Source organism: Blastococcus litoris, from assembly GCF_003075095.1.
GTDB classification, from domain to species: Bacteria; Actinomycetota; Actinomycetes; order Mycobacteriales; family Geodermatophilaceae; genus Blastococcus_B; species Blastococcus_B litoris.
Genome location: NZ_QCZF01000002.1, coordinates 66,254 through 85,268, shown reverse-complemented (window position 1 = coordinate 85,268; position 19,015 = coordinate 66,254). Strand labels below are relative to the sequence as shown.

Genomic DNA, 19,015 nt, shown 5'->3' with positions numbered 1-19,015 from the left:
TCAGCGCGGGCGGGAACCGGCGAGCTCGCGCGCCGCTGCGGCGGCGTCGGCGTCGAGCTGCTCGGCGATCGCCGCCTGGAAGGCGTCGTAGGCGGCGTCGGGCGTCGTGCCCAGCGCCGTGCCGATCTCCGCCCAGTCGGCACCACCCCGCAGTGCGGCACGGATGCCGATGAGCTGGCTGTCGTGCGCCTTCCGAGCGACCACCTCGCCGAGCGCCAGCAGCTCGAGGGCCTCGTAGGTGTCGAGCGAGGTGTCGATGTCCTTGAGGGACATGGCCCAGTCGTCCTGCGCCGGGTCCTGCACGGTGTTCAGGGCGGTGTCGCCACCGTCGCGGCGGCTCAGGAAGTCCAGGCGGGTGGCGGCCGTCGGGAGCGAGAACTCCGCTTCGAGGGCCTCGGGGGTGATGCTCATGCCCCGAGACTTCCCCGTCGGCGCGGGCGGGCCAAACTCCTCGGCGGCGTGACACCGGATACCTCGGCCGCGCTGGCGGGGCGCTACGGAGCGCGGGCGGCCGGACACGCGGAAGGCCCGCACCCCCCGAGGGGTGCGGGCCTTCCGTGGCGGTGCGGGGTCAGCTGGTGACGCCCACGGCCTCCTTGGCGAGCGAGGCGAGCTGGGTCTGCGCGGCGCTGGCCACGTTCGCCCGGTTCTTGTGGGCCTCCTCGTAGGCGAGGACCACGCGGATGTCGCGCGGCTCCGTGAGGCCCTTGATGGCCTTGACGGCGTCGCCGGCCGAGAGGTTGTCGTAGTTCTTGATCGGCAGCTCGTCGGACGAGACGTCACCGAGTTCCTCGCGGGCGGACCGGGCGGCCTTGGCGGCGTCCTTGTTGCCCTCGCGATCGGCGACCTGCTCGGCGCGGCGCAGGGTGGCGCTGCGGCCGGCGGTGAGGGTCTCGCGGACGGCCTCGCTGAGCTGCTGGGCCCGGTCGGTGACGGCGGCGAACCGGTCGGAGGTCTCCTCGCCGGCGTGCTTGACCGTGTCGACGGCGTTGTTGACGGTGTTGGCCCAGAAGCGGACGGGGGCGTTGACCGCGCGGGCCACGCCGCCGGCGACCTTCTGCACCGGGGTGGGCACGAGGGCGACGGGGCCGCCCAGGGCCTCCTCGGCGAGGACGACGGTCAGCCACTCGACGGTGGCCTTGTGGGCGTCGACGAGCTTCTCGGCGAGCCGACGGACCGTGGTCTCCCCGGCCTGCTCGGCGAGGACCTTGACGTAGGTGGCGCGGTCGAGCAGCTGGTGCTCGAGCTGCAGGTCGGTGAGGAGCGCCTCCTCGAACGGGGCGGCCTGCTCGAACGTGGCCTTGAGGACCGCCGAGAGGCGGCCGAGCGCCGGGGTGACGACGTCCGGGACACCGCCGAGGGACCGCAGCGCCTCGGTGATCTCGAGGCTGCGGGCGGCAGCGTTGTCCGCGTTCTGCGTCAGCTCGCGGCGCACCGCGTCAGTACGGGCCTGGGAGATCCGCGTCCGTGCGACCTGCTCCTCGGTCTGCGTGAGCATGACGAGGGCGCGCAACTGGTTGATGATCTTCGTGTTGTGAGCCATGGCTACTCCATGCCCCTGACGTCCGCCGCGCTAACTCCTGCAAGCGTTTTGCTAGCAGTGAGCCTCGTCACCCGCACGCCGGCGTCCGGTCAGGAGGGCGGGGGAACAGGGGCGCGACGGCCGGCCGGTGGACCCCGATCCCCGGCGTCGCGGGCCGTCAGGCGGCCGGCGGGCGGTACTCGTCGGCGATGCCGAGGATCCGGCCCAGCGCCTGCAGCTCGGACTCGAACATCGGGGCGGCGTCCTCCAGTGCGAACCGCAGGTGACCGAAGACCTCCATGCAGACCATCCCGTAGAGCCGGATCCAGCAGGACAGGAAGACGTGCATGACGCCCAGCGGCAGGGCGACGGGCAGCTTTGCGCACCACTCGGTCAGCTGCGCCCGCAGCGCCGGCTCGAGCTCCTCCTCGTCGGGCACCGGGAAGCCCTGTTCCAGGTAGACCCGCGAGATCAGCTCCGCGAACACCCCGCCGAAGCGGCGGCTGGCCACCTGGGGCGGGTGGTCGCCGGGGCCGTGCAGGTCCGCGGCGGGGATGACACCCTCCCCCGCGCTGCCGAACAGCAGCCCGAACTCGGCGTGGTGGGTGGTCGCCCACGCGCGGAAGGCCCGGGCCGTCGACATCAGCTGGACGCCGGGGGTCGCGGGCTCGGCCGCGTCGCGCACCTGTTCCAGGTGGTCGCTGAGCTCGTCGTAGAGGTCGGCGACGACGTGCTCGACCAGGTCCTCGCGGCTGTCGAAGTAGCGGTACAGGGCCGGTGCGGTCATACCCATCGCGCGCGCCACCGCGCGGAGCGCCAGGCCGTCGACCCCCTGCTCGACCAGCACCTTCCGGGCCGTCTCCTTGATCTCCCGCACGGTGTCGACACGCATGCGGTCGCGACGGCTCAGCGGCTCGATCGGCAGTTCGCTCATCGTCCCTCGCGATTCCCCTTGACAGCGGTGAACACCGTTAGCAGAGTGACCACCGTTCGCTAACGCCGTTCACGCTAGCACTGGAGACGCCATGTTCGAGGCCCTCGGGCGAGTGATGTACCGCCGTCGTCGCTGGGTGGTCGCCCTCGCCCTCGCGTTCGTCGCCTTCGCCGGCGTGTGGGGCACCGGCGTGTTCGGCGCCATGACCGGTGGCGGCTTCGAGGACCCCGACAGCGACAGCTCGCGCGCCGTCGAGGTCGCGAACCGGGAGCTGGGCCGGGACTCCTCCGACGTCGTGGTGCTCTACCGCAGCGACGACCTGACCGTCGACGACCCGGGCTACGAGGCCGCGGTGGACGACTCCCTGCGCGCACTGCCCGCCGGCCTGGTCGACCGGACGACGACCTTCTGGAGCACCGGGGCGCCGCAGCTGGTCAGCACCGACCGGCAGTCGACCTTCGCGGTGCTGCAGCTGGCCGACGGCGAGGACGAGGACGCGATCGCGCAGATCCGGGACGACCTCCGCGCTCCCGGCCTGGAGACGCAGATCGGCGGCGACGCCGTCATCAACACCGACATCAACGAGCGGGTCAGCTCCGACATCGCGCGGGCCGAGAGCATCTCGCTGCCGATCCTCGCCGTGATGCTGGTGATCATCTTCGGCAGCTTCGCCGCGGCCAGCCTGCCGCTGGCGATCGGCGTGACGGCGATCCTCGGCGCGTTCACGGCGCTGCGCGGATTCTCGATGGTCACCGAGGTCTCGATCTTCGCCGTCAACATCGTCACGATCATCGGGCTCGGGCTGGCCATCGACTACGGCCTGTTCATGGTCAGCCGCTTCCGCGAGGAGATCCGGAGGCAGCCCGACACCGAGACGGCCCTGGCCCGCACGATGGCGACCGCCGGGCGCACGGTGGCGGTCTCGGGGATCACCGTCGCGGTCTCGCTGGCCGGCCTGCTGATCTTCCCGCAGGTGTTCCTGCGCTCGATGGGCTTCGGCGGGATGAGCGCCGTCCTGGTGGCGATGCTGGCTGCGCTGACGCTCCTGCCGGCTCTGCTGGCGATGCTCGGCCCGAAGGTGGACGCGCTGTCGGTGCGGCCGTGGCTGCGCCGGGTGTTCCGGCGCCCTGTCGCGGCGCCGCACACCGAGAACAGCGGCGCCTGGTACCGGATCGCGCACGTCGTGATGCGCCGGCCCGTCGTCTTCACCGTCGCCACCGTCGCGCTGCTCGTGGCGCTGGCGCTGCCGTTCCTGCGGGTGGAGTTCGGCGGCATCGACGAGCGGGCGCTTCCGGCCGGCACCGATAGCCGGGTGGTCGCCGAGACGATCCGCGCGGACTTCCCCGAGGCCCCGTCCGGCCCGATCGAGATCGTCGTGACGCTTCCGGACGCCGTCGACTCCCCCGCCGGTGGCGCGGCCCTCCAGCAGTACGTCGCGGCGGTGGCCGACGTCCCCGGGGTGGACGGCGCCACCGTGACCGGCGCGGCCGGGGACACCGCCCGCGTCGGGGTCGCCTACGACGGCGATCCGGTCGCCGAGGAGGCGAGGGCGCTGGTCAACGACATCCGCGATGTGCCGGCACCGGCCGGCAGCGAGGTGCTCGTCGGCGGGCAGAGCGCGGTGCTGACCGACCTGCTGGAGAGCCTCGGCGCGCTGCTGCCGTGGATGGCGCTGATGGTCGTCGCGACGACGTTCGTGCTGCTGTTCCTGGCGTTCGGGTCGGTGGTCCTGCCGGTCAAGGCGCTGATCATGAACGTGCTGTCGATCGGCGCCTCGTTCGGTGCCCTGGTGTGGATCTTCCAGGAGGGGCACCTGTCGGGGTTCCTGGACTTCACGCCCACCGGCTTCGTGGAGGCGACCCAGCCGATCCTCGTGCTGGCCATCATCTTCGGGCTGTCGATGGACTACGAGGTGTTCCTGATGTCCCGGATCCGGGAGCAGTACGACCTGACCGGCGACAACACGGCCGCGGTCGCAACCGGGCTGCAGCGGACCGGCGGGATCATCACCAGCGCGGCGCTGCTCCTCCTGGTCGTGATCGGCGCGTTCTCGCTGTCCGGGATCACCTTCATCAAGATGATCGGCGTCGCGATGCTGATCGCCGTCGTCGTCGACGCGACGATCGTGCGCATCCTGCTCGTGCCCGCGACGATGCGGCTGCTCGGCCGGGCGAACTGGTGGGCGCCCGGGCCCCTGGGCCGGCTCTACGCCCGCTACGGGATCCGCGAGTCCGACGGCGAACCGGCGCCGGTCAGGGAGCCGGAGCTCGCCGGCACCCGCTGAGACAGAGCCCCGCGCAGCTTTCCGGTACAGGAACTGCGCGGGGCTCTTCTGCTTCCGGTACGGAGAGCAGCGGATCCGGGGTCAGACGGCGGCCGGCGTCTCGTTCTCGACCGACAGGCGCGGGTTCACCCGGAACCGGAGGACCGGCTGGGTGTCGTCGTCCATCAGGTGGCGGGGCGCGAGGCGTACCCGGCGGGCCGGGAGCGGCGACGGCGGCAGGAGCTTGCCGCAGCCGACGCAGTACCGGCCCCGCTGCTCGACGGCGCTGCAGTGCGTGCACGTCATGGTGTGCCTCCTCCGAACTCGGACGTCCCCCACGGGCCCGTTCGGTCGGACAGTGACAGGTCCGGACGACGGACGTGGACGGTTCCCGGTCGGTGGGACGACCTGTAACCGGACCGTCACCTGGCCGGAGACGTCCGCCACAGCGGCGGGTGCGCCTAGCCGCCGGCGAGGTGGTCGGCCAGCCGGTCGAGGAACGGCACCTGCCCCTTCAGGAGCTTCGACCGCGCCTCGTCGAGGCCGAACCAGGCCGCCCGGTCGATCTCGGGGAACTCCTGGACCCGGCCCGAACGCGGTGGCCACTCGAGCTCGAAGGTGTTGCTGCGGGTCGCGGTGGCGTCGAGGTCGCCCTCGGCGGCCCAGACCGCGAGCACCTTGCTGCTGGTCACCTTCGCGGACCCGAGGGGCACCAGGACGTCGGCGGGCACGGGCGAGCCGAGCTCCTCCTCGAACTCGCGGCGCGCGACGGCCGGCGGCTCCTCGTGCGCGTCGTGCTCGCCCTTGGGGATCGACCAGGCGCCGTCGTCCTTCCTCGACCAGAACGGGCCGCCCATGTGCCCGAGCAGGACCTCGGGCCCGCCCGGTCGCCGCCGGTACAGCAGGATCCCCGCACTCGTCCGCACGGGTCGAGCATCACAGGTGGGCCAGCGCCTCCGGCAGGTCGACGACGTCGGCGTACTTGGCGTCGAGGTCGGCGAGGTTGCCCTCGTGCACCGCCGGCGTGCGGTCGGCGCAGGCGTCGCGCACCACCTGGGGCCGGAAGCCGGAGTTGAGCGCGTCCATGGCGGTGGCCCGCACGCAGCCCGACGTGGAGACGCCGGCGAGCACGACGGTGTCGACGCCGGCTGCGTGCAGGGTCGGGGCGAGCGAGGTCCCGAAGAACGCCGAGGCGTACTGCTTGACCACCACCGGCTCCCCCGGCCCGGGCTGCAGGGTCAGCTCGCCCCAGCCGCCGGGGGCGCCGTCGGCGAAGGCGGCCAAGGCGGGCACCTTGCGGACGAACAGCCCGCCGTCGGCCAGGTCGGGCGCGTACCGGACGACGGTCCAGACGACGGGGTGCCCGCCCGCGCGGGCCGCGTCGACCAGCGCCACCGTCGCCTCGACCGCGGGCCCGGGCTCCGGGAGCCCGAACGGGCCCTCTCGCTCGGTGTAGGCCCGGACCAGGTCGATGACGACGACGGCGGGGCGCGACCCCCAGCCCACCCGGCCGGAGAAGGCCGAGCCGTGCGGGCCGGGGACCGGCTCGGGCAGCGTCACACCCACACGGGGCGCTTCGGCGCGGGCAGCCCCGTCTCCTCCTCGCAGCGCGCCAGCAGCTCCTCGATCGGCGGGCCCATGTCGAACACCGGGAGCTCGGCGGGCCGGTCGGCGCGCATCTGGTCGCGCAGGCGCTCCGTCGCCTCCGCGTTCACCGTGCCGTCCTCGTCGACGCAGACGCCGTAGCGCTCCGCACCCTTCGCCGTCACCAGTCCTCGGCGGACCTCCCTCGCCACCAGCTCCGGGTCGCGCTCGAGCGGATCGCCCCACCCACCGCCGCCCCAGGTGACGAAGTGGAGGACGTCGCCGGGCGCCACCGGGACGTCGTGGCACTTGCTGGGCAGCACCTCGCGGGTGCCGTCGGCGCGGTCGACCCACTTGGTGCCGCGGGCACCCGGGTGGCCACCGTTGACGCCCCACGGGTAGGTCAGCCACCGGTCGTCGTGGATGGCGATGGTGCCCGGCTCCTCGAAGACGTAGGACACGTCGACGCCGTTGCCGCCGCGGTGCAGGCCCGCCCCGCCGGTGTCGGCGACGGTCTCCCACTGCTCGATCCGCAGCGGGTAGTAGGACTCGAGGTACTCGCACGGGATGTTGGTGAAGCTCGGCCACAGCGAGTGCCCGTCGGGGCCGTCGCCGAGCGGCCGCCCGGGGATGCCGCCGAAGCCGATCGAGTACAGCTGGAACCACTCCCCCTTCCGCTCGCCCTGCGAGTAGTGCCCGGAGTACATGAAGTGCGGCGAGGAGGAGAAGCCGGCGGCGTTGAGCAGCGCAGGGTTGGTCTGCCCGAGCAGCCCGCCGAACAGGTCGAAGACGCGGCCGATGCCGTGGTTGCGGCCGCTCAGCGCCGCGGGGAACTTCGGCTTCCAGTACGAGCCGTCCGGGATCGTGACGTCGACCAGCGGGTAGAACCCGTCGTTCCAGAGGATCTGCGGGTCGGCCACGGTGATCATGTAGATCCCGAAGAACATCCGGGTCAGGTTCTCGTTGATGTAGTAGTTGATCGGCCCGACCGCCTGGGGCGAGGACCCGGTGAAGTCGATGTGCACCTTGTCGCCGGTGCGGGTCAGCGACATCGTCAGCTCGTACGGGCCGTTGCCGACGCCGTCGTCGCAGATGTAGTCGGTGAACGACAGCGTGCGGCCCTCCTCGAAGACCATCGCCAAGAGCACCTTCATCGCGTCGTAGTTGCGCTGCAGCAGCGCGTCCAGCGCCGACAGGTAGGTGTCGGTGCCGAACCGGTCGCACATCTCGGTCACCCGGCGGGCGGCCGTGCGGCAGGCGGCGACCAGGCCGTTGAGGTCGGCGCGGTTCCAGTCGGGCTTGCGGACCTGGTTGAGGATGATCCGCAGCGCGTCCTCGTTGGGCACGCCCCGCTGGTAGAGCTTGAAGGGCGGGATGACCACGCCCTCCTCGTAGATCGTGGTGGCGTCGGTCGGCATGGACGACGGCGTCTTGCCGCCCACGTCGGACATGTGCCCGAACATCGACGCCCAGCCCACGACCCGGCCGTCCTTGAAGATCGGGACGACGACCAGCCAGTCGTTGGCGTGGCTGATCGCGGCGCCGCACGAGTACGGGTCCGACGTGAGCAGCACGTCGCCCTCCTCGATGGTGCCGTCGAAGCCCTCGAGGAAGTCGGGGATGGACAGGCCGAACTGGCCGACGACCATCTTCCCGTCGGGGTCGGCGATGAGCGGGAACTCGTCGTGCTGCTCGCGGATGCCCGGCGACAGCGCGGTGCGGAAGAGCACCTCGTCCATCTCGTAGCGGGCGTTGCGCAGCCCGTTCTCGATCAGGTCGAGGGTGACCGGGTCGACCGGCCCCTTCTCGATCGTGCCGGTCGCCGTCTCGATGATCCGTGCCATGGGGGTCAGGCCTCCGGGGTGATCAGCAGGGAGCCCGAGGGGTGCACGGTCGCGGCGTGCCCGGGCAGGACGAGGGTGGTGGAGTCCATCTCGGTGACGATCGCGGGACCGCGGACGACGTCGCCGGCCCGCAACCGCGCCCGGTCGTAGACGTTCGCGGTCACCTGCTCCCCGCCGACGTGGATCGGGTGCTCGGTGACCAGGGCGGGGGCCGGGTCCCCGTCGCCGGCCTCGAGGTGCACCGGGGCGACGTCCGGCTTCGGCCCGGTGACCGTGGCCCGCGCGTTGACCAGCTCGTGGTCGACGTCGAGCAGGAACGAGAACAGCCGGTCGTGCTCGGCGTCGAAGGTCTGGCCCAGCCGGGCGAAGGCGGAGTCGGCGTCCTCCAGCCAGGAGGCGTCGACCGTCACCGGGATCTCGAAGCCTTGGCCGTGGTAGCGGACGTCGACCTGGTAGGTGACCGTCTGGTCCTCGCGCGGGGTGCCCTGGTCGGCCAGCCGCTGCCCGGCGTCGTCGGCCAGCTCGCGCAGGATGCCGACCAGGTCGGCGCCGCTGAGGTCGGCGAACCGGCGCAGCACGGTGCGCGCGGACTCGTCCCGGCGGCTGGTCGTGGCGTCGCCGAGGGCGCACAGCACGCCCGGGGACGGCGGCACGATCACCGGCCAGGCGCCGGTGAGCTTGCCGAGCGCGTTGGCGTGCAGCGGCCCGGCGCCGCCGAAGGCCACCAGCGCGAAGTCGCGCGGGTCGAAGCCCTGCTGCACGCTCACCAGCCGCAGCCCGCCGAGCATGTTCTCGTTGACGATGTCGACGATGCCGGCGGCGGCCGCCTCGGGTGACTCCAGGCCGATCGCCTCGGCCACCTTGCCGACCGCCGCGCGGGCGGCCTCGACGTCGAGGTCGATCTCCCCGCCGGCCAGCGACGAGGGCAGGTAGCCGAGGACGACGTTGGCGTCGGTGACCGTGGGCTCGACGCCGCCCTTGCCGTAGGCGGCCGGGCCCGGGTCGGCGCCGGCGGACTGCGGCCCGACCCGCAGCGCCTTGGTCAGCTCGGGCACGTGCGCGATGGAGCCACCGCCGGCGCCCACGGTGCGCACGTCGACGCTGGAGGCGCGCACGGTGAGGTCGCCGACCTTGGTCTCCCGGCCGATCCGCGGCGAGAGGTCCTGGACGAGCGCGACGTCGGTGGACGTGCCGCCCATGTCGAAGGTGATGAGGTCGCGGTGGCCGCACTGCTCGGCGACCCACACCGCGCCGGTCACGCCACCGGCCGGGCCGGACAGGAGCATGGTCACCGGGGCGCCGATCGCGCCGGCGGCCGACTGGAGGCCGCCGTCGCTGCGCAGGATGGCCAGTTCGCCACGGACGCCGCCCTCGCCAAGCTTGTCCGAGAGCGTCTGCACGTACTTCTTCACCTGCGGCTGGACGTAGCCGTTGGCGACGGTGGTCAGCGTGCGCTCGTACTCGCGCATCTCCGGCAGCACGTCGGAGGAGAGGCTGACCGGGACGCCGGGGAGCACCTCGGCGGCGATCTCGGCGATCCGCCGCTCGTGGGCGGGGTCGGCGAACGAGTTGATCAGGGAGACGGCCAGCGCCTGGACGTCCCGGCCGGCGAGCCGGGCCAGCTGGGCCCGGACGTCGTCCTCGTCGAGCGGCCGGACGACGCTGCCGTCGGTGGCGATGCGCTCGTCGACCTCGACGGTGTTCTCCAGGTCGGCCAGCGGCTCGGGCTTGGGCCAGATGATCCAGCCGGCCAGCCCCCCGGGCACGAACGACCGCGCGATCTGGAGGACCTGCCGGAAGCCCTTCGTCGTCACGAGCCCCACGGTCGCGCCCTTGCCCTCGAGGATGGCGTTGGTCGCGACGGTCGTCCCGTGCAGGACCTGCGCCACCTCGGAGAGCTCGATGCCGGCCGCCGCGCACACCTGGCCGATCCCGTTGAGGACGCCGACGGCCTGGTCGGCCGGCGTCGAGGCGGTCTTCGCCCGCCAGGTGGAGCCGCTGCCCTCCTCCACCAGCAGGACGTCGGTGAACGTGCCGCCGACGTCGACTCCGAGCCGGTAACTCATGAGGCCTCCTCGTCCGTGGGGTCCTGCGTGGTGCCTGCGGTGGCGGCGCGGACCATCACGGCCCGCGCGTTGGAGATGTGGGCGGTCATGACCGCGCGGGCCCACCGGGCGTCGCCGGCCCGCAGCGCGGCCACGATCTCCAGGTGGTGGGCGAGGCTGCGGCGCAGCGACTCGGCGTCGTAGGCGGAGAAGTTGCGCCGCACGATCGGCGGGTGGATGGCCGCGGCCAGCGCCGTGGCCAGGGTGGGGTGCCCGGCCAGCGCGACCAGCCGGTCGTGGAACGCCCGGTTGAGCGGCACGAGGGCGTCCAGGTCCTGGCGGGGGCCCGGGCTGCCGACCTGGACCATGCGGTGCGCGAGCTCGTGGAGCTCGGCGACGTCGGCCGCCGAGGCGTTCGGGACGGCGAACCCGGTGAGCTGCGGCTCCAGTGACATGCGCAGGTCGAAGACGCCCTCGAGCTCGGCGACCGTCCAGGTGGCGACCCGGGCCCCGCGGTTGGGGCTGATCTCGACCAGGCCCTCGGCCGCGAGCCGGCTCAGCGCCTCGCGGACCGGTGTCCGGCTGACGCCCAGCCGCTCGGCGAGCTCCACCTCTCCGAGCCGTGCACCGGGCGCCAGACCGCCGCCGAGGATGAGCTCGCGCAGCTCCTGCAGCGCCCGCTCGGCAGACGTCATGGGTCGTGTCAGCGGTCACACCCCCTCGAAGATTGTGTGCAAACGTAGGGGTGGAGGGTTCCGGGAGGCAACGCTTCTGCGTAAATTCCGGATGACTGCATACAAGAGGGGGCCGACGTGGCGGATCTGCTGAGTACCGGACGCACGCCGCGGGCACGCCTGCGCGAGCTGATCGGCGGGTCCGCGCCGCTGGTCGCCCCGGGCGCGTACGACTCCTTGAGCGCGCGGCTGGTCGAGCAGGCCGGCTTCGACGCGGTCTACATGACCGGGTTCGGGACGACCGCCTCCCTGATCGGCCGCCCCGACGTCGGGCTGCTGACCGGGACCGAGATGGTCGACAACGCGCGGCGCATCGCGGCCGCCGTCGACGTGCCGGTGATCGCCGACGCCGACACCGGCTACGGCAACGCGATCAACGTCGTCCGCACCGTGCAGCTCTACGAGCAGGCCGGCGTCGCCGCCATCCAGCTCGAGGACCAGGTGATGCCCAAGAAGTGCGGGCACATGAGCGGCAAGCTGCTGGTCGGTGCCGACGAGATGGCCGGCAAGATCCGGGCCGCCGTCGAGGCGCGGCGCGATCCCGACCTGCTGGTCATCGCCCGCACCGACGCGGTGGCCGTGACCGGTACCGACGACGCGATCGCCCGGGCCCGGGCCTTCGCCGAGGCGGGCGCCGACGTGCTGTTCGTGGAGGCGCCCACCTCCGAGGCCGACATCGAGCGGGTGGCCGGCGAGCTGCGCGGGGTCGCCCCGCTCGTCTTCAACTGGGCGGAGGGCGGGAAGACGCCGCCGCTGTCGCTGGAGCGGATCACCGAGCTCGGGTTCTCGCTGGTGATCTACCCGATCGGCACGCTGCTGGCGGCGACCGCGGGCATCCGCTCGCTGCTGGCGACGCTGGGGCGCGACGGCGTCCCGACGGCGGCGCTGGACGCGGTGCCCACCTTCGGCGAGTTCACCGACCTCATCGGCCTGCCCGAGGTGCAGCGGCTGGAGCAGCGCTTCTCCGGCGCCTGACCCGGCATGATCCGCCGTGGCGAGAGGGGCTCCATGGCGGTCGGGCGGGCGCGTACCGGGACGCGGAGCTCTCCCGGTAGGTCCACGTCGCGCCCGGTCCTGCTGCTGGCCTTCGCGTTCTCCGTCATGGCCGACCCCGTCTCCTCGGTGGCCTACGCGATCGAGGCCGCGCTCCGGGCCCTGGACGGCAACCTCGCCCTCCTGCTCCCCACCATGGGCCTGGTCGTCGCCATCGTCGCCCTGGTCATCACGAACTACTCCCAGCTGGTGGGCCGCTTTCCCGAGGGAGGCGGCGCCGCGGCCGCCACCGGCGCCGCCTTCGGCGAGGGCTGGGCGTTCCTCCCGATCGGGGCGCTGATCGTCGACTTCGTGCTGACCATCGCGATCAGCGTCTCGGCGGCCGCCTCCGCGGTGATCGCCGTCCTGCCGGAGCTGGCGCCCTGGCGCGCGGAGCTGGCCCTGCTCGTACTCCTCGCCGTCGCCGGCCTCATCTGGTTCGGGCACCTCGGGCGGGCGGTGTTCGCCGTCATGACGGTGCTCTTCGTGGGGCTCGGCGCCGTGATCGTGGCCGGTGGGCTGGGGGCCGCGCCGGCGGCGGACGCCCCCGCGGTGGGCGGCTCGGGCTCCGCGGCCTTCGTCGCGGTGCTGCTCGCCTTCCCGGTGGCGATGGCACTGGCCACGGGGGTGGAGGCGCCGTCCTCCGCCATCGCCGAGCTCGAGGAGCTGGACGACGACGGACGCCGGCGGTTCGGCCGGATCACGCTCTGGCTGACCCTCGGGATCGTCGGCTGCCTGACCCTCGGGCTGACGGCGGTCGCGGTCCGCCAAGGGATCGGCGTCCCCGAGCCTGGTTCCACCCAGGTCGCCGACATCGCCCGCGCCAGCGTCGGGACGGGCGGCTACGCGCTCTTCCAGCTTTTCACGGCGCTGCTGCTGCTCTCGGCGACCAGTTCGTCGCTCCAGGCGGGACCGGGTCTGCTGAAGGCCCTCGCGCGCCACACCGAGCCCGACGGCTCCCGCGCCGGGATCCTCCCGTCCTGGCTGTGGCCGACCAACTCCCACCACGTGCCCTACCGCGCGGTCGTCGTCTTCGTCGCCCTCGCCGCAGCCGTCGTGCTGGCCGCCGGGGGTCGCGACCAGGTCCTCGTCCTCTTCTACGCGGTCGCGGTGTTCCTCAGCTTCCTCATGGGGCTGGCCGCCATGACGACGTTCTCCCACGCCGAGGGGCGCACCGCCTCGATGCTGATGAACGGCGCCGGCGCGGGCATCGTGGCCTTCACCCTGGCGGTCAACCTGCTGCGCGGCCTGCCGCTGGTCTCCCTGGCGGCGGCGGGGACGATCGCGCTGGCGCTGTACGGGAGCTGGGTGCGCGCCAGCCGCCCACGCGGCATCGCGCGAGTCGCCGTCCCCCGCCGGGGCGGCTGAGGGCTGGGTCAGACAAGGGTGGTCCGGGTCTGGCCCAGGCTCTGCCAGTACTCGTTGAGGGCGTTGTTGGTCTTCACGAACCAGACGAACGGGCCCACGAGGATGAAGATCCCGGGGAAGAACCACAGCGCGGTGAGCGCCGACACGGGCTTCTCCTGGCCGCGCCGCTCGTAGAGCTGGCCGACCTCGTTCGAGAGGAGGAAGGGGTTGATCAGGCCGAAGACGATGGCGATGACCAGCGCCAGCACGCCACCGAGGCCCTCCCCGCTGTGCCGCTTGATCTCCTCGTGGACCTGGAAGTAGTAGACGAGGCCCCAGATCCCGAGGGTGACGAGGAACAGCAGGATGATCATCCCGGTCGGGCGGATCTGCCCGACCGGTCCCTGCGGCAGGGCGTACTGCGCGTACCCGGGCACCGAGGGCATCGGCTGGGAGTAGCCGTAGCCCGGCGGCCCGTAGCCCGGCGCCCCGTAGCCCGGCGGCGGCGGAGGCGGAGGGGCGTACCCGTACGGCCCGCTCTCGGACGGCTGGCCGGCATCCGGCGGAGGCGGCGGCGAACCCTGCGGCGTGGTCATGAGTGCTCCTCTCGGCAGCGAGCCATCGTCCTCCACCGCGCCGTTTCCGGGAGCCCCTTCGCGCGCGAGGTGCTACACCTCGGGGATGACCCGGTGGCGCCGGCCGGCCGCGGCGGTGCTCGCCGGGGGGCTGCTCCTGGTGCTGGCCGGCTGCCCGGTGGGCGACCCCGACCGCTCCCCCGAGCCCTCGGCCGCCGACCTCGGTCCCGCCCGCCCGACCGACCCGTCCACCGACCTGCCGCCCTACACCGGACCACCGGCCGACGGGCCGCCCAGCACCGGACCGCTCGCCCGGGTGCGGGCCGCCGTCGACCTGACCCCGGCGACGCCCGGCACGTTCGCCCGCGTGGTGGCGGCGGTGGCCACGCCCGACGGCGGCGCCCACGCGCTGCTCAGCCCGGCCGACCGCGCGCTGCCGCAGACGCTGGTCACCCTGCGCGGCGACGCCATCGCGGGGACCGTCCCGCTCCCCCGCGTCGACGACGTCTGGGGCATGCACCTGCTCGACGACGGCACCGTGGTCGTCACCGGCCGGCTGGCGGACGAGGGCTACGGCCTGCGGGTCGTCGACCCGGTGTCCGGCGCGGTGCGGACCACGGTGGTCCTCTCGGCCGGGGACGACGTCCGCGCCTCGACCGGCGGGTCCGCGCTGGGCGCACGGTCGCGGCTGCACCTGTTCCTGAGCGTCACCACCGACGCCGGCATCCGCGAGGCGCTGCTGGCGGTGGACCTGCCGTCGGGCCGCGTGCTGGCCGAGCGCGACCTGGACGAGGACGTCGCCGCCGTCTCCGCCTACCCGGTCGGCGACCAGCTGGCCGACCTGCTCCCCCGGCCCTCCGGCGGGGTCACGCTGGTCTTCGACGCCTCGCCGACGGAGATCCCGGAGGACCGCATCCCGACCATCGTCCGGTACGACGCCGAGCTCCAGCCGGCGGGCCCGCCGGCGCGCGCGACCGATCTGGCCGAGGGCGCCGAGACGCAGTCGGTGGCCGGCGCGGCGGACGGCACGGTGTTCCTGCTCGCGGCCGTCGACGAGGGGTCGTGGCTGCTCGCCGTGCCCGACGGCGGGGGCGCCGGGCCGCTCCTCGCCCAGCTCGACGACCGCGTGTACGGCTACGCGCTGGTCGTCGAGCCCGGGCAGGTGTGGGCCGGGCTGCCCTCGCCGGTCGGGCTCCGCCCTGTCGATCTCACCACCGGCGAGGCGCAGCGACCGGTGGGCTTCGGGTGCTTCCGGAAGCTCGACGTCCGGGCCCTCTACCCGGCGGCCACCGGGGCCCTGGCCATCGGCGAGTGCGACAGCCCGCGCGAGGACACCCAGGTGCTGTGGTTCCTCGAGCCCTGAGCGGTCAGCGGCCGGTCCAGCGCGGCGGCCGCTTCTCCAGGTACGCGGCGATGCCCTCCTTGCGGTCCTCGCTCAGGTACGGGTTGGGGCCGACGTCGAGGCGCAGCGCCTGCCACAGCGGGAGCTCGAGCGCCTTCACCGCCGTCTCCTTCATCCGCCGGACGCTGACGGGGGCGTTGGCGGCGATCCGCTCGGCCAGCTGCATCGCCGTCGGCAGGACGTCGTCGGTGAGCCGGTTGACCAGCCCCCACCGCTCGGCGTCCTCGCTGGTGACGTACTCGGCCGTCAGCAGCATCTCCAGGGCGATCCCCATCGGGATGCGCTTGGGCAGGACGACGGAGCCGAAGTTGGCGCCCATCCCGATCGCGGCCTCGGGCAGGCCGAGCGAGATGCCGGGCGCCGCTACCCGCAGGTCGCAGGCCAGCGCGAGCTCGAAGCCGCCGGCGACCGCGGCACCCTGCAGCGCGGCCACGATCGGCACCGGCGTCTCCGTGACCACCTCGAACAGCGAGCGGCCGGGCCGGTCCATCGGTGGCCGGAAGCGCTCCCCCCGCTGGTCGCGCTCCCGGATCTCCTTGAGGTCGAAACCGGCGCAGAAGGCGGGCCCGTTGCCGGTGAGGACGATCGCCCGCACCTCGGCGTCCTCGGTGCTGCGGAGCAGCTCCTCGACCAGGTCGGCCTGCAGCGGCGAGGACAGCGCGTTGCGGCGCTCGGGCCGGTCGAGGGTCAGCACGCGGACGTGGCCGCGGGTCTCGACGATCAGTCCGGACCCGTGGCGGAAGGGCTCGCTCATCCCTGCAACCTCACCGGTGGGCGGCGGGACGGCAAGTCGCGCGGTCAGCGCGCCCCGGCGCTCCGCCAGTAGCCGTTGAGCGCCCGGTTGGTCAGCACGAACCAGATCACCGGGCCGACGAGCAGGAAGATGCCGGGGAAGACCCAGAGGCCGGTGAGCGCGCTGACCGGTGCCCGCTGCCCCCGCCGCTCGTGCAGCCGGCCGACCTCGTGGCTGAGCAGGAACGGCGAGGCGAGCCAGAAGAAGAGCGCCAGCAGCAGCGCCGGCACGCCGCCGATGCCCTCACCGGTGTGCCGCTTCATCTCCTCGTGCGTCTGGAAGAAGTAGACGTAGCCCCAGATGCCGAAGGTGACGACGAACAGCAGCATCTGCAGACCCGTGCCGCGGACCTCGCCGAGCGCTCCGCGCCGCTGCACGACCGGCCACTGAGCCACCGGCCACTGCGGCGCTGCGGGCGGCCGGTACGCCGGCTGCGGTGCGGGGAGGTCGGTGAACAGCTGCGCGAGGTCGCCGTAGGTCACCGCGGCGAAGGCCTGTGCGAGCCGGCGGTCGTACTCGGCGTCGTCGAGGCGTCCCTCGGCCCAGGCGGCGCCGATCCGCTGTGCGGCGGCCTGCCGGTCGGCGTCGGAGACCCGGATGTGGTGTGCCGCCGTCATGCCGCCCCCTCGCTGAGGACCGCATCGTCGCACGGCGGCGACCGTTGCGGAACGCCTCCGGCACCTTCCCCCGCGGGTCAGCGGAGGCGGGCGGCCATGAGGTCCTGCGGCGAGGTCGGGCGCAGGTCGTCGAAGAAGTCGGGCAGGCCCAGGCCGCCGGCCGCCGTCTTCAGCTGGCGCAGCTCCGCGGTGGTGAGGATGGGGTTCTCCAGCGCGCTGGCGCGCAGGTGGCCGAGGAACCGGCGGTGCAGCACCAGCACCTGCTCGGCGCCGATGCCGGCGGAGGCCGCCAGCCGCGCGAGCAGCTGCCCCTCGCCACCGAGGATCCGGCCGTCGGTCAGCGCCGAGGCGACGGCGTCGACGTAGCGCTGCGCGTCGGCGTACGGGGCGTCCACGACGGCACGGGGCAGGCCCGCGATCATCGAGGCGATCCAGCCGCCGGTGCCCGGCCGGGGCTCGCCGGACCGGGTCTTCGGCGCCACCTCGCCACCCAGTTCCGGCATCGGGCGCAGCCCGGTCAGGAAGCGCGGCTCGCCGTGCGCGGCCAGCAGCGTCGGCAGCAGGGCGGCGACCAGCCGGGCGTCGGTCAGCGCGGTGGGCGCCTCCGCGACGGACAGGCCGACCACGCGGGCGAGCGTGTCCAGCCGCTGGTTCGGGGCGCGGAGCGTGCGGCGGGCCAGCGACAGGGAGCACAGCGCCGGGTTCAGCGGCAGCGCGACGCCGATGCGCGCGAACTCGGCGGCGAGGAACCGCTCCACGAACGCCGCGTTGTGCGCGACGACGACAGCCCCGTCCAGCCGGTCCAGCAGGTCGCCGGCGACGTCGTCGAACGTCGGGGCGTCGAGCACCTGGCTGTTGGAGATGCCGTGCACGAACACCGGGCCGACGTCGCGGCCGGGGTTCAGGAGGCTGACGTACTCGTCCGCGATCCCGCCGTCGGCCTCGACGCGGACGACGGCGATCTCGACGATCCGGTCACCCTTGGCCGGGGACAGACCCGTGGTCTCGATCGAGACGACGGCGAACGGGGCGTCGACGGGGAATCCCGGGCCGTCGCCGCCGTACTGGAACAGCCGGCCACGCATGCCCGGCTCGGCGAACGGCACGGGGCCGTCGGGCTCGACGACGTCGACCGGGCGGCGGGGCGTGGGGATCGCGGGAGCCGCACCGCGCACCGGCGCCGCGCCCTGGCGGCGGCGTGCCGCCCGGCGGCCGGACGCCCGCACGGCCAGGAACAGCCCCAGCAGCAGCACCAGGCCCGCGACGGCGGATCCACCGACCAGGACCTCGATCGGGACCCCGAACATCTCACCCTCCCCAGACGACCTCGCGACGAGTCGATCGGCAGCATCGGGCCTGGGTGGCACCGCCGGGTGACGGCGGGGCCGCGACGCGCCGCAGCCGTCACAGCCGTCGCGGGCGTCCCGGATCAGGACGCGCTGGCGCCCCGGGCGACGAGGTGCCGCAGCTTCCCGATCGCCGTCCGCAGGGGTGGGCCGTGCGGTTCGTCGGGGTCGTCGGGCTCGTGCCAGGCGCCCGGCAGCGGGATCTCCAGCGCGGCGCCGCGGCGGGCCAGCGGCTGCCGGAGCGGCTGGGCGAAGTCGACGCCGCCGTGCACCTCGACGGTCACGCCGTCCAGCCGCACCCGCTCGGCGAGCTGCGCGACGACCCACTCGCCCCACGCCGTCCGGTAGCCGGCGGACTGGTCGCCGATCTGGACGTCGACGGGGCCGACGACGTCGCCCGCGTCGAGCAGGCCGTGCCTGGCGCTGAGCACGAACCACGGGAGCCGGGCGCGGACGGCGGCGTCGCGGGCGCGGGCGAAGCCGGGGCTGGTGAAGAGCCGGGCGACCGGGGCGGGCTCCGCCGTCGTCGCACCGGACGAGCCGATCAGGACCAGGCGGGCGCCGACGTCGGCCGACGCAGCCGGACGCACCTCCCGGTGCCGGACGTAGAGGCCGCGGTCGACGCGGTGCAGCAGCGGCGCCCGGCCCGAGGGCGGGTGCCCGGCGTTGCCGGTGGCGAGCTGGATGTGCGTGGCGATCGAGGAGACGCCCACGTCGGGGCGGCGGGCGCTGACCCAGTTGATGAGGGCGGCGCGGCTGAACGGCTCGGGCAGCGTGGCCGCGCCCTCGGCGACCAGCTCCCAGATCGTGGGCAGCCCGGGGGTGCTCATCCGCGGACGCTAACGCCGTCGCGAGCGCCGTGGGCCGGTTCCCGGGGCAGAACCGCACCTTCGGTGGACACCGGTTCCGATACCGCGCGGATCGGCAGATCTCGCCCGGTCGGCACCGTCCGCGGCGATCCGATCTGTGATCCGGGG

Annotated in this window: 18 protein-coding genes; 4 read left to right on the top strand and 14 right to left on the bottom strand. The window is 73.7% G+C overall.

Features of this window, described 5'->3' with window-relative positions; translation table 11 throughout:
• The 3 genes from DCS98_RS04865 to DCS98_RS04855 all read right to left on the bottom strand — a co-directional run bounded on the left by DCS98_RS04865 (position 1) and on the right by DCS98_RS04855 (position 2,456).
• Positions 1 to 411, bottom strand: coding sequence for a hypothetical protein (locus tag DCS98_RS04865; protein WP_116450254.1), 411 nt, complete (start codon positions 409 to 411; stop codon positions 1 to 3).
• Positions 412 to 571: 160 nt separating this feature from the next.
• The gene (locus tag DCS98_RS04860) at positions 572 to 1,543 is read right to left on the bottom strand and encodes a ferritin-like domain-containing protein (protein ID WP_116450253.1); all 972 of its coding nucleotides are present in this window, start codon (positions 1,541 to 1,543) and stop codon (positions 572 to 574) included.
• Between the two features lie 157 nt (positions 1,544 to 1,700).
• Positions 1,701 to 2,456, bottom strand: coding sequence for a TetR/AcrR family transcriptional regulator (locus DCS98_RS04855; protein WP_206340105.1), 756 nt, complete (start codon positions 2,454 to 2,456; stop codon positions 1,701 to 1,703).
• Positions 2,457 to 2,547: 91 nt separating this feature from the next.
• Here DCS98_RS04855 and DCS98_RS04850 point away from each other — a divergent pair, with 91 nt between their 5' ends.
• Complete coding sequence (locus tag DCS98_RS04850) at positions 2,548 to 4,740, top strand: MMPL family transporter (RefSeq protein ID WP_116450252.1); 2,193 nt, start codon at positions 2,548 to 2,550, stop codon at positions 4,738 to 4,740.
• 81 nt (positions 4,741 to 4,821) lie between these two features.
• On the opposite strand, the gene DCS98_RS04845 is transcribed toward DCS98_RS04850, so the two are convergent.
• The 6 genes from DCS98_RS04845 to DCS98_RS04820 form a co-directional block, all read right to left on the bottom strand.
• Positions 4,822 to 5,025: a hypothetical protein gene (locus DCS98_RS04845; protein WP_116450251.1), complete on the bottom strand. Its 204-nt coding sequence runs from the start codon at positions 5,023 to 5,025 to the stop codon at positions 4,822 to 4,824.
• Between the two features lie 155 nt (positions 5,026 to 5,180).
• The gene (locus DCS98_RS04840) at positions 5,181 to 5,645 is read right to left on the bottom strand and encodes an NUDIX hydrolase (protein ID WP_116450250.1); all 465 of its coding nucleotides are present in this window, start codon (positions 5,643 to 5,645) and stop codon (positions 5,181 to 5,183) included.
• 10 nt (positions 5,646 to 5,655) lie between these two features.
• A complete protein-coding gene (locus DCS98_RS04835; protein ID WP_116450620.1) occupies positions 5,656 to 6,279 on the bottom strand; it encodes an isochorismatase family protein in 624 nt (207 codons plus the stop codon).
• Complete coding sequence (locus DCS98_RS04830) at positions 6,276 to 8,147, bottom strand: hydantoinase B/oxoprolinase family protein (RefSeq protein ID WP_116450249.1); 1,872 nt, start codon at positions 8,145 to 8,147, stop codon at positions 6,276 to 6,278. The genes DCS98_RS04835 and DCS98_RS04830 overlap by 4 nt, the downstream gene beginning before the upstream one ends.
• A 5-nt stretch (positions 8,148 to 8,152) precedes the next feature.
• Positions 8,153 to 10,213, bottom strand: coding sequence for a hydantoinase/oxoprolinase family protein (locus DCS98_RS04825; RefSeq protein WP_116450248.1), 2,061 nt, complete (start codon positions 10,211 to 10,213; stop codon positions 8,153 to 8,155).
• Positions 10,210 to 10,887 (bottom strand): GntR family transcriptional regulator, encoded by a 678-nt coding sequence (locus tag DCS98_RS04820; protein ID WP_116450247.1) that lies wholly within the window; start codon positions 10,885 to 10,887, stop codon positions 10,210 to 10,212. The genes DCS98_RS04825 and DCS98_RS04820 overlap by 4 nt, the downstream gene beginning before the upstream one ends.
• Positions 10,888 to 11,004: 117 nt before the next feature.
• Between DCS98_RS04820 and DCS98_RS04815 the strand changes: the two genes are divergently transcribed.
• Positions 11,005 to 11,901 (top strand): isocitrate lyase/PEP mutase family protein, encoded by an 897-nt coding sequence (locus DCS98_RS04815; RefSeq protein ID WP_116450246.1) that lies wholly within the window; start codon positions 11,005 to 11,007, stop codon positions 11,899 to 11,901.
• A gap of 126 nt (positions 11,902 to 12,027) precedes the next feature.
• The gene (locus DCS98_RS04810; protein WP_206340104.1) at positions 12,028 to 13,326 is read left to right on the top strand and encodes an APC family permease; all 1,299 of its coding nucleotides are present in this window, start codon (positions 12,028 to 12,030) and stop codon (positions 13,324 to 13,326) included.
• An 8-nt stretch (positions 13,327 to 13,334) separates the two neighbouring features.
• Here the strand turns inward: DCS98_RS04810 and DCS98_RS04805 are convergent, their stop codons facing one another.
• Positions 13,335 to 13,901 carry a DUF4234 domain-containing protein gene (locus DCS98_RS04805; protein ID WP_241037188.1) on the bottom strand — a complete coding sequence of 189 codons (567 nt, stop codon included), beginning with the start codon at positions 13,899 to 13,901 and terminating at the stop codon, positions 13,335 to 13,337.
• A gap of 85 nt (positions 13,902 to 13,986) precedes the next feature.
• Here DCS98_RS04805 and DCS98_RS04800 point away from each other — a divergent pair, with 85 nt between their 5' ends.
• Positions 13,987 to 15,243, top strand: a complete 1,257-nt coding sequence (locus DCS98_RS04800) for a hypothetical protein (protein ID WP_116450244.1) — start codon at positions 13,987 to 13,989, stop codon at positions 15,241 to 15,243.
• Between the two features lie 4 nt (positions 15,244 to 15,247).
• Here DCS98_RS04800 and DCS98_RS04795 read toward each other — a convergent pair whose 3' ends face one another.
• The 4 genes from DCS98_RS04795 to DCS98_RS22865 all read right to left on the bottom strand — a co-directional run bounded on the left by DCS98_RS04795 (position 15,248) and on the right by DCS98_RS22865 (position 18,868).
• Complete coding sequence (locus DCS98_RS04795; RefSeq protein WP_116450243.1) at positions 15,248 to 16,036, bottom strand: enoyl-CoA hydratase/isomerase family protein; 789 nt, start codon at positions 16,034 to 16,036, stop codon at positions 15,248 to 15,250.
• 44 nt (positions 16,037 to 16,080) lie between these two features.
• Positions 16,081 to 16,692 carry a DUF1707 domain-containing protein gene (locus DCS98_RS23280; RefSeq protein ID WP_206340103.1) on the bottom strand — a complete coding sequence of 204 codons (612 nt, stop codon included), beginning with the start codon at positions 16,690 to 16,692 and terminating at the stop codon, positions 16,081 to 16,083.
• 77 nt (positions 16,693 to 16,769) lie between these two features.
• Positions 16,770 to 17,999 (bottom strand): 3'-5' exonuclease, encoded by a 1,230-nt coding sequence (locus DCS98_RS04780; RefSeq protein ID WP_164704386.1) that lies wholly within the window; start codon positions 17,997 to 17,999, stop codon positions 16,770 to 16,772.
• A gap of 122 nt (positions 18,000 to 18,121) precedes the next feature.
• Positions 18,122 to 18,868, bottom strand: coding sequence for a DUF6884 domain-containing protein (locus DCS98_RS22865; RefSeq protein WP_164704385.1), 747 nt, complete (start codon positions 18,866 to 18,868; stop codon positions 18,122 to 18,124).
• Positions 18,869 to 19,015: the final 147 nt, after the last annotated feature.

Bases quoted from the DNA above. Each gene is read 5' to 3' on its own strand.
- DCS98_RS04865 (WP_116450254.1), bottom strand. From the start codon at position 411: ATGAGCATCACCCCCGAGGCCCTCGAAGCGGAGTTCTCGCTCCCGACG.
- DCS98_RS04860 (WP_116450253.1), bottom strand. From the start codon at position 1,543: ATGGCTCACAACACGAAGATCATCAACCAGTTGCGCGCCCTCGTCATG.
- DCS98_RS04855 (WP_206340105.1), bottom strand. From the start codon at position 2,456: ATGAGCGAACTGCCGATCGAGCCGCTGAGCCGTCGCGACCGCATGCGT.
- DCS98_RS04850 (WP_116450252.1), top strand. From the start codon at position 2,548: ATGTTCGAGGCCCTCGGGCGAGTGATGTACCGCCGTCGTCGCTGGGTG.
- DCS98_RS04845 (WP_116450251.1), bottom strand. From the start codon at position 5,025: ATGACGTGCACGCACTGCAGCGCCGTCGAGCAGCGGGGCCGGTACTGC.
- DCS98_RS04830 (WP_116450249.1), bottom strand. From the start codon at position 8,147: ATGGCACGGATCATCGAGACGGCGACCGGCACGATCGAGAAGGGGCCG.
- DCS98_RS04825 (WP_116450248.1), bottom strand. From the start codon at position 10,213: ATGAGTTACCGGCTCGGAGTCGACGTCGGCGGCACGTTCACCGACGTC.
- DCS98_RS04820 (WP_116450247.1), bottom strand. From the start codon at position 10,887: ATGACGTCTGCCGAGCGGGCGCTGCAGGAGCTGCGCGAGCTCATCCTC.
- DCS98_RS04810 (WP_206340104.1), top strand. From the start codon at position 12,028: ATGGCCGACCCCGTCTCCTCGGTGGCCTACGCGATCGAGGCCGCGCTC.
- DCS98_RS04805 (WP_241037188.1), bottom strand. From the start codon at position 13,901: ATGACCACGCCGCAGGGTTCGCCGCCGCCTCCGCCGGATGCCGGCCAG.
- DCS98_RS04800 (WP_116450244.1), top strand. From the start codon at position 13,987: ATGACCCGGTGGCGCCGGCCGGCCGCGGCGGTGCTCGCCGGGGGGCTG.
- DCS98_RS04795 (WP_116450243.1), bottom strand. From the start codon at position 16,036: ATGAGCGAGCCCTTCCGCCACGGGTCCGGACTGATCGTCGAGACCCGC.
- DCS98_RS23280 (WP_206340103.1), bottom strand. From the start codon at position 16,692: ATGACGGCGGCACACCACATCCGGGTCTCCGACGCCGACCGGCAGGCC.
- DCS98_RS04780 (WP_164704386.1), bottom strand. From the start codon at position 17,999: ATGTTCGGGGTCCCGATCGAGGTCCTGGTCGGTGGATCCGCCGTCGCG.
- DCS98_RS22865 (WP_164704385.1), bottom strand. From the start codon at position 18,868: ATGAGCACCCCCGGGCTGCCCACGATCTGGGAGCTGGTCGCCGAGGGC.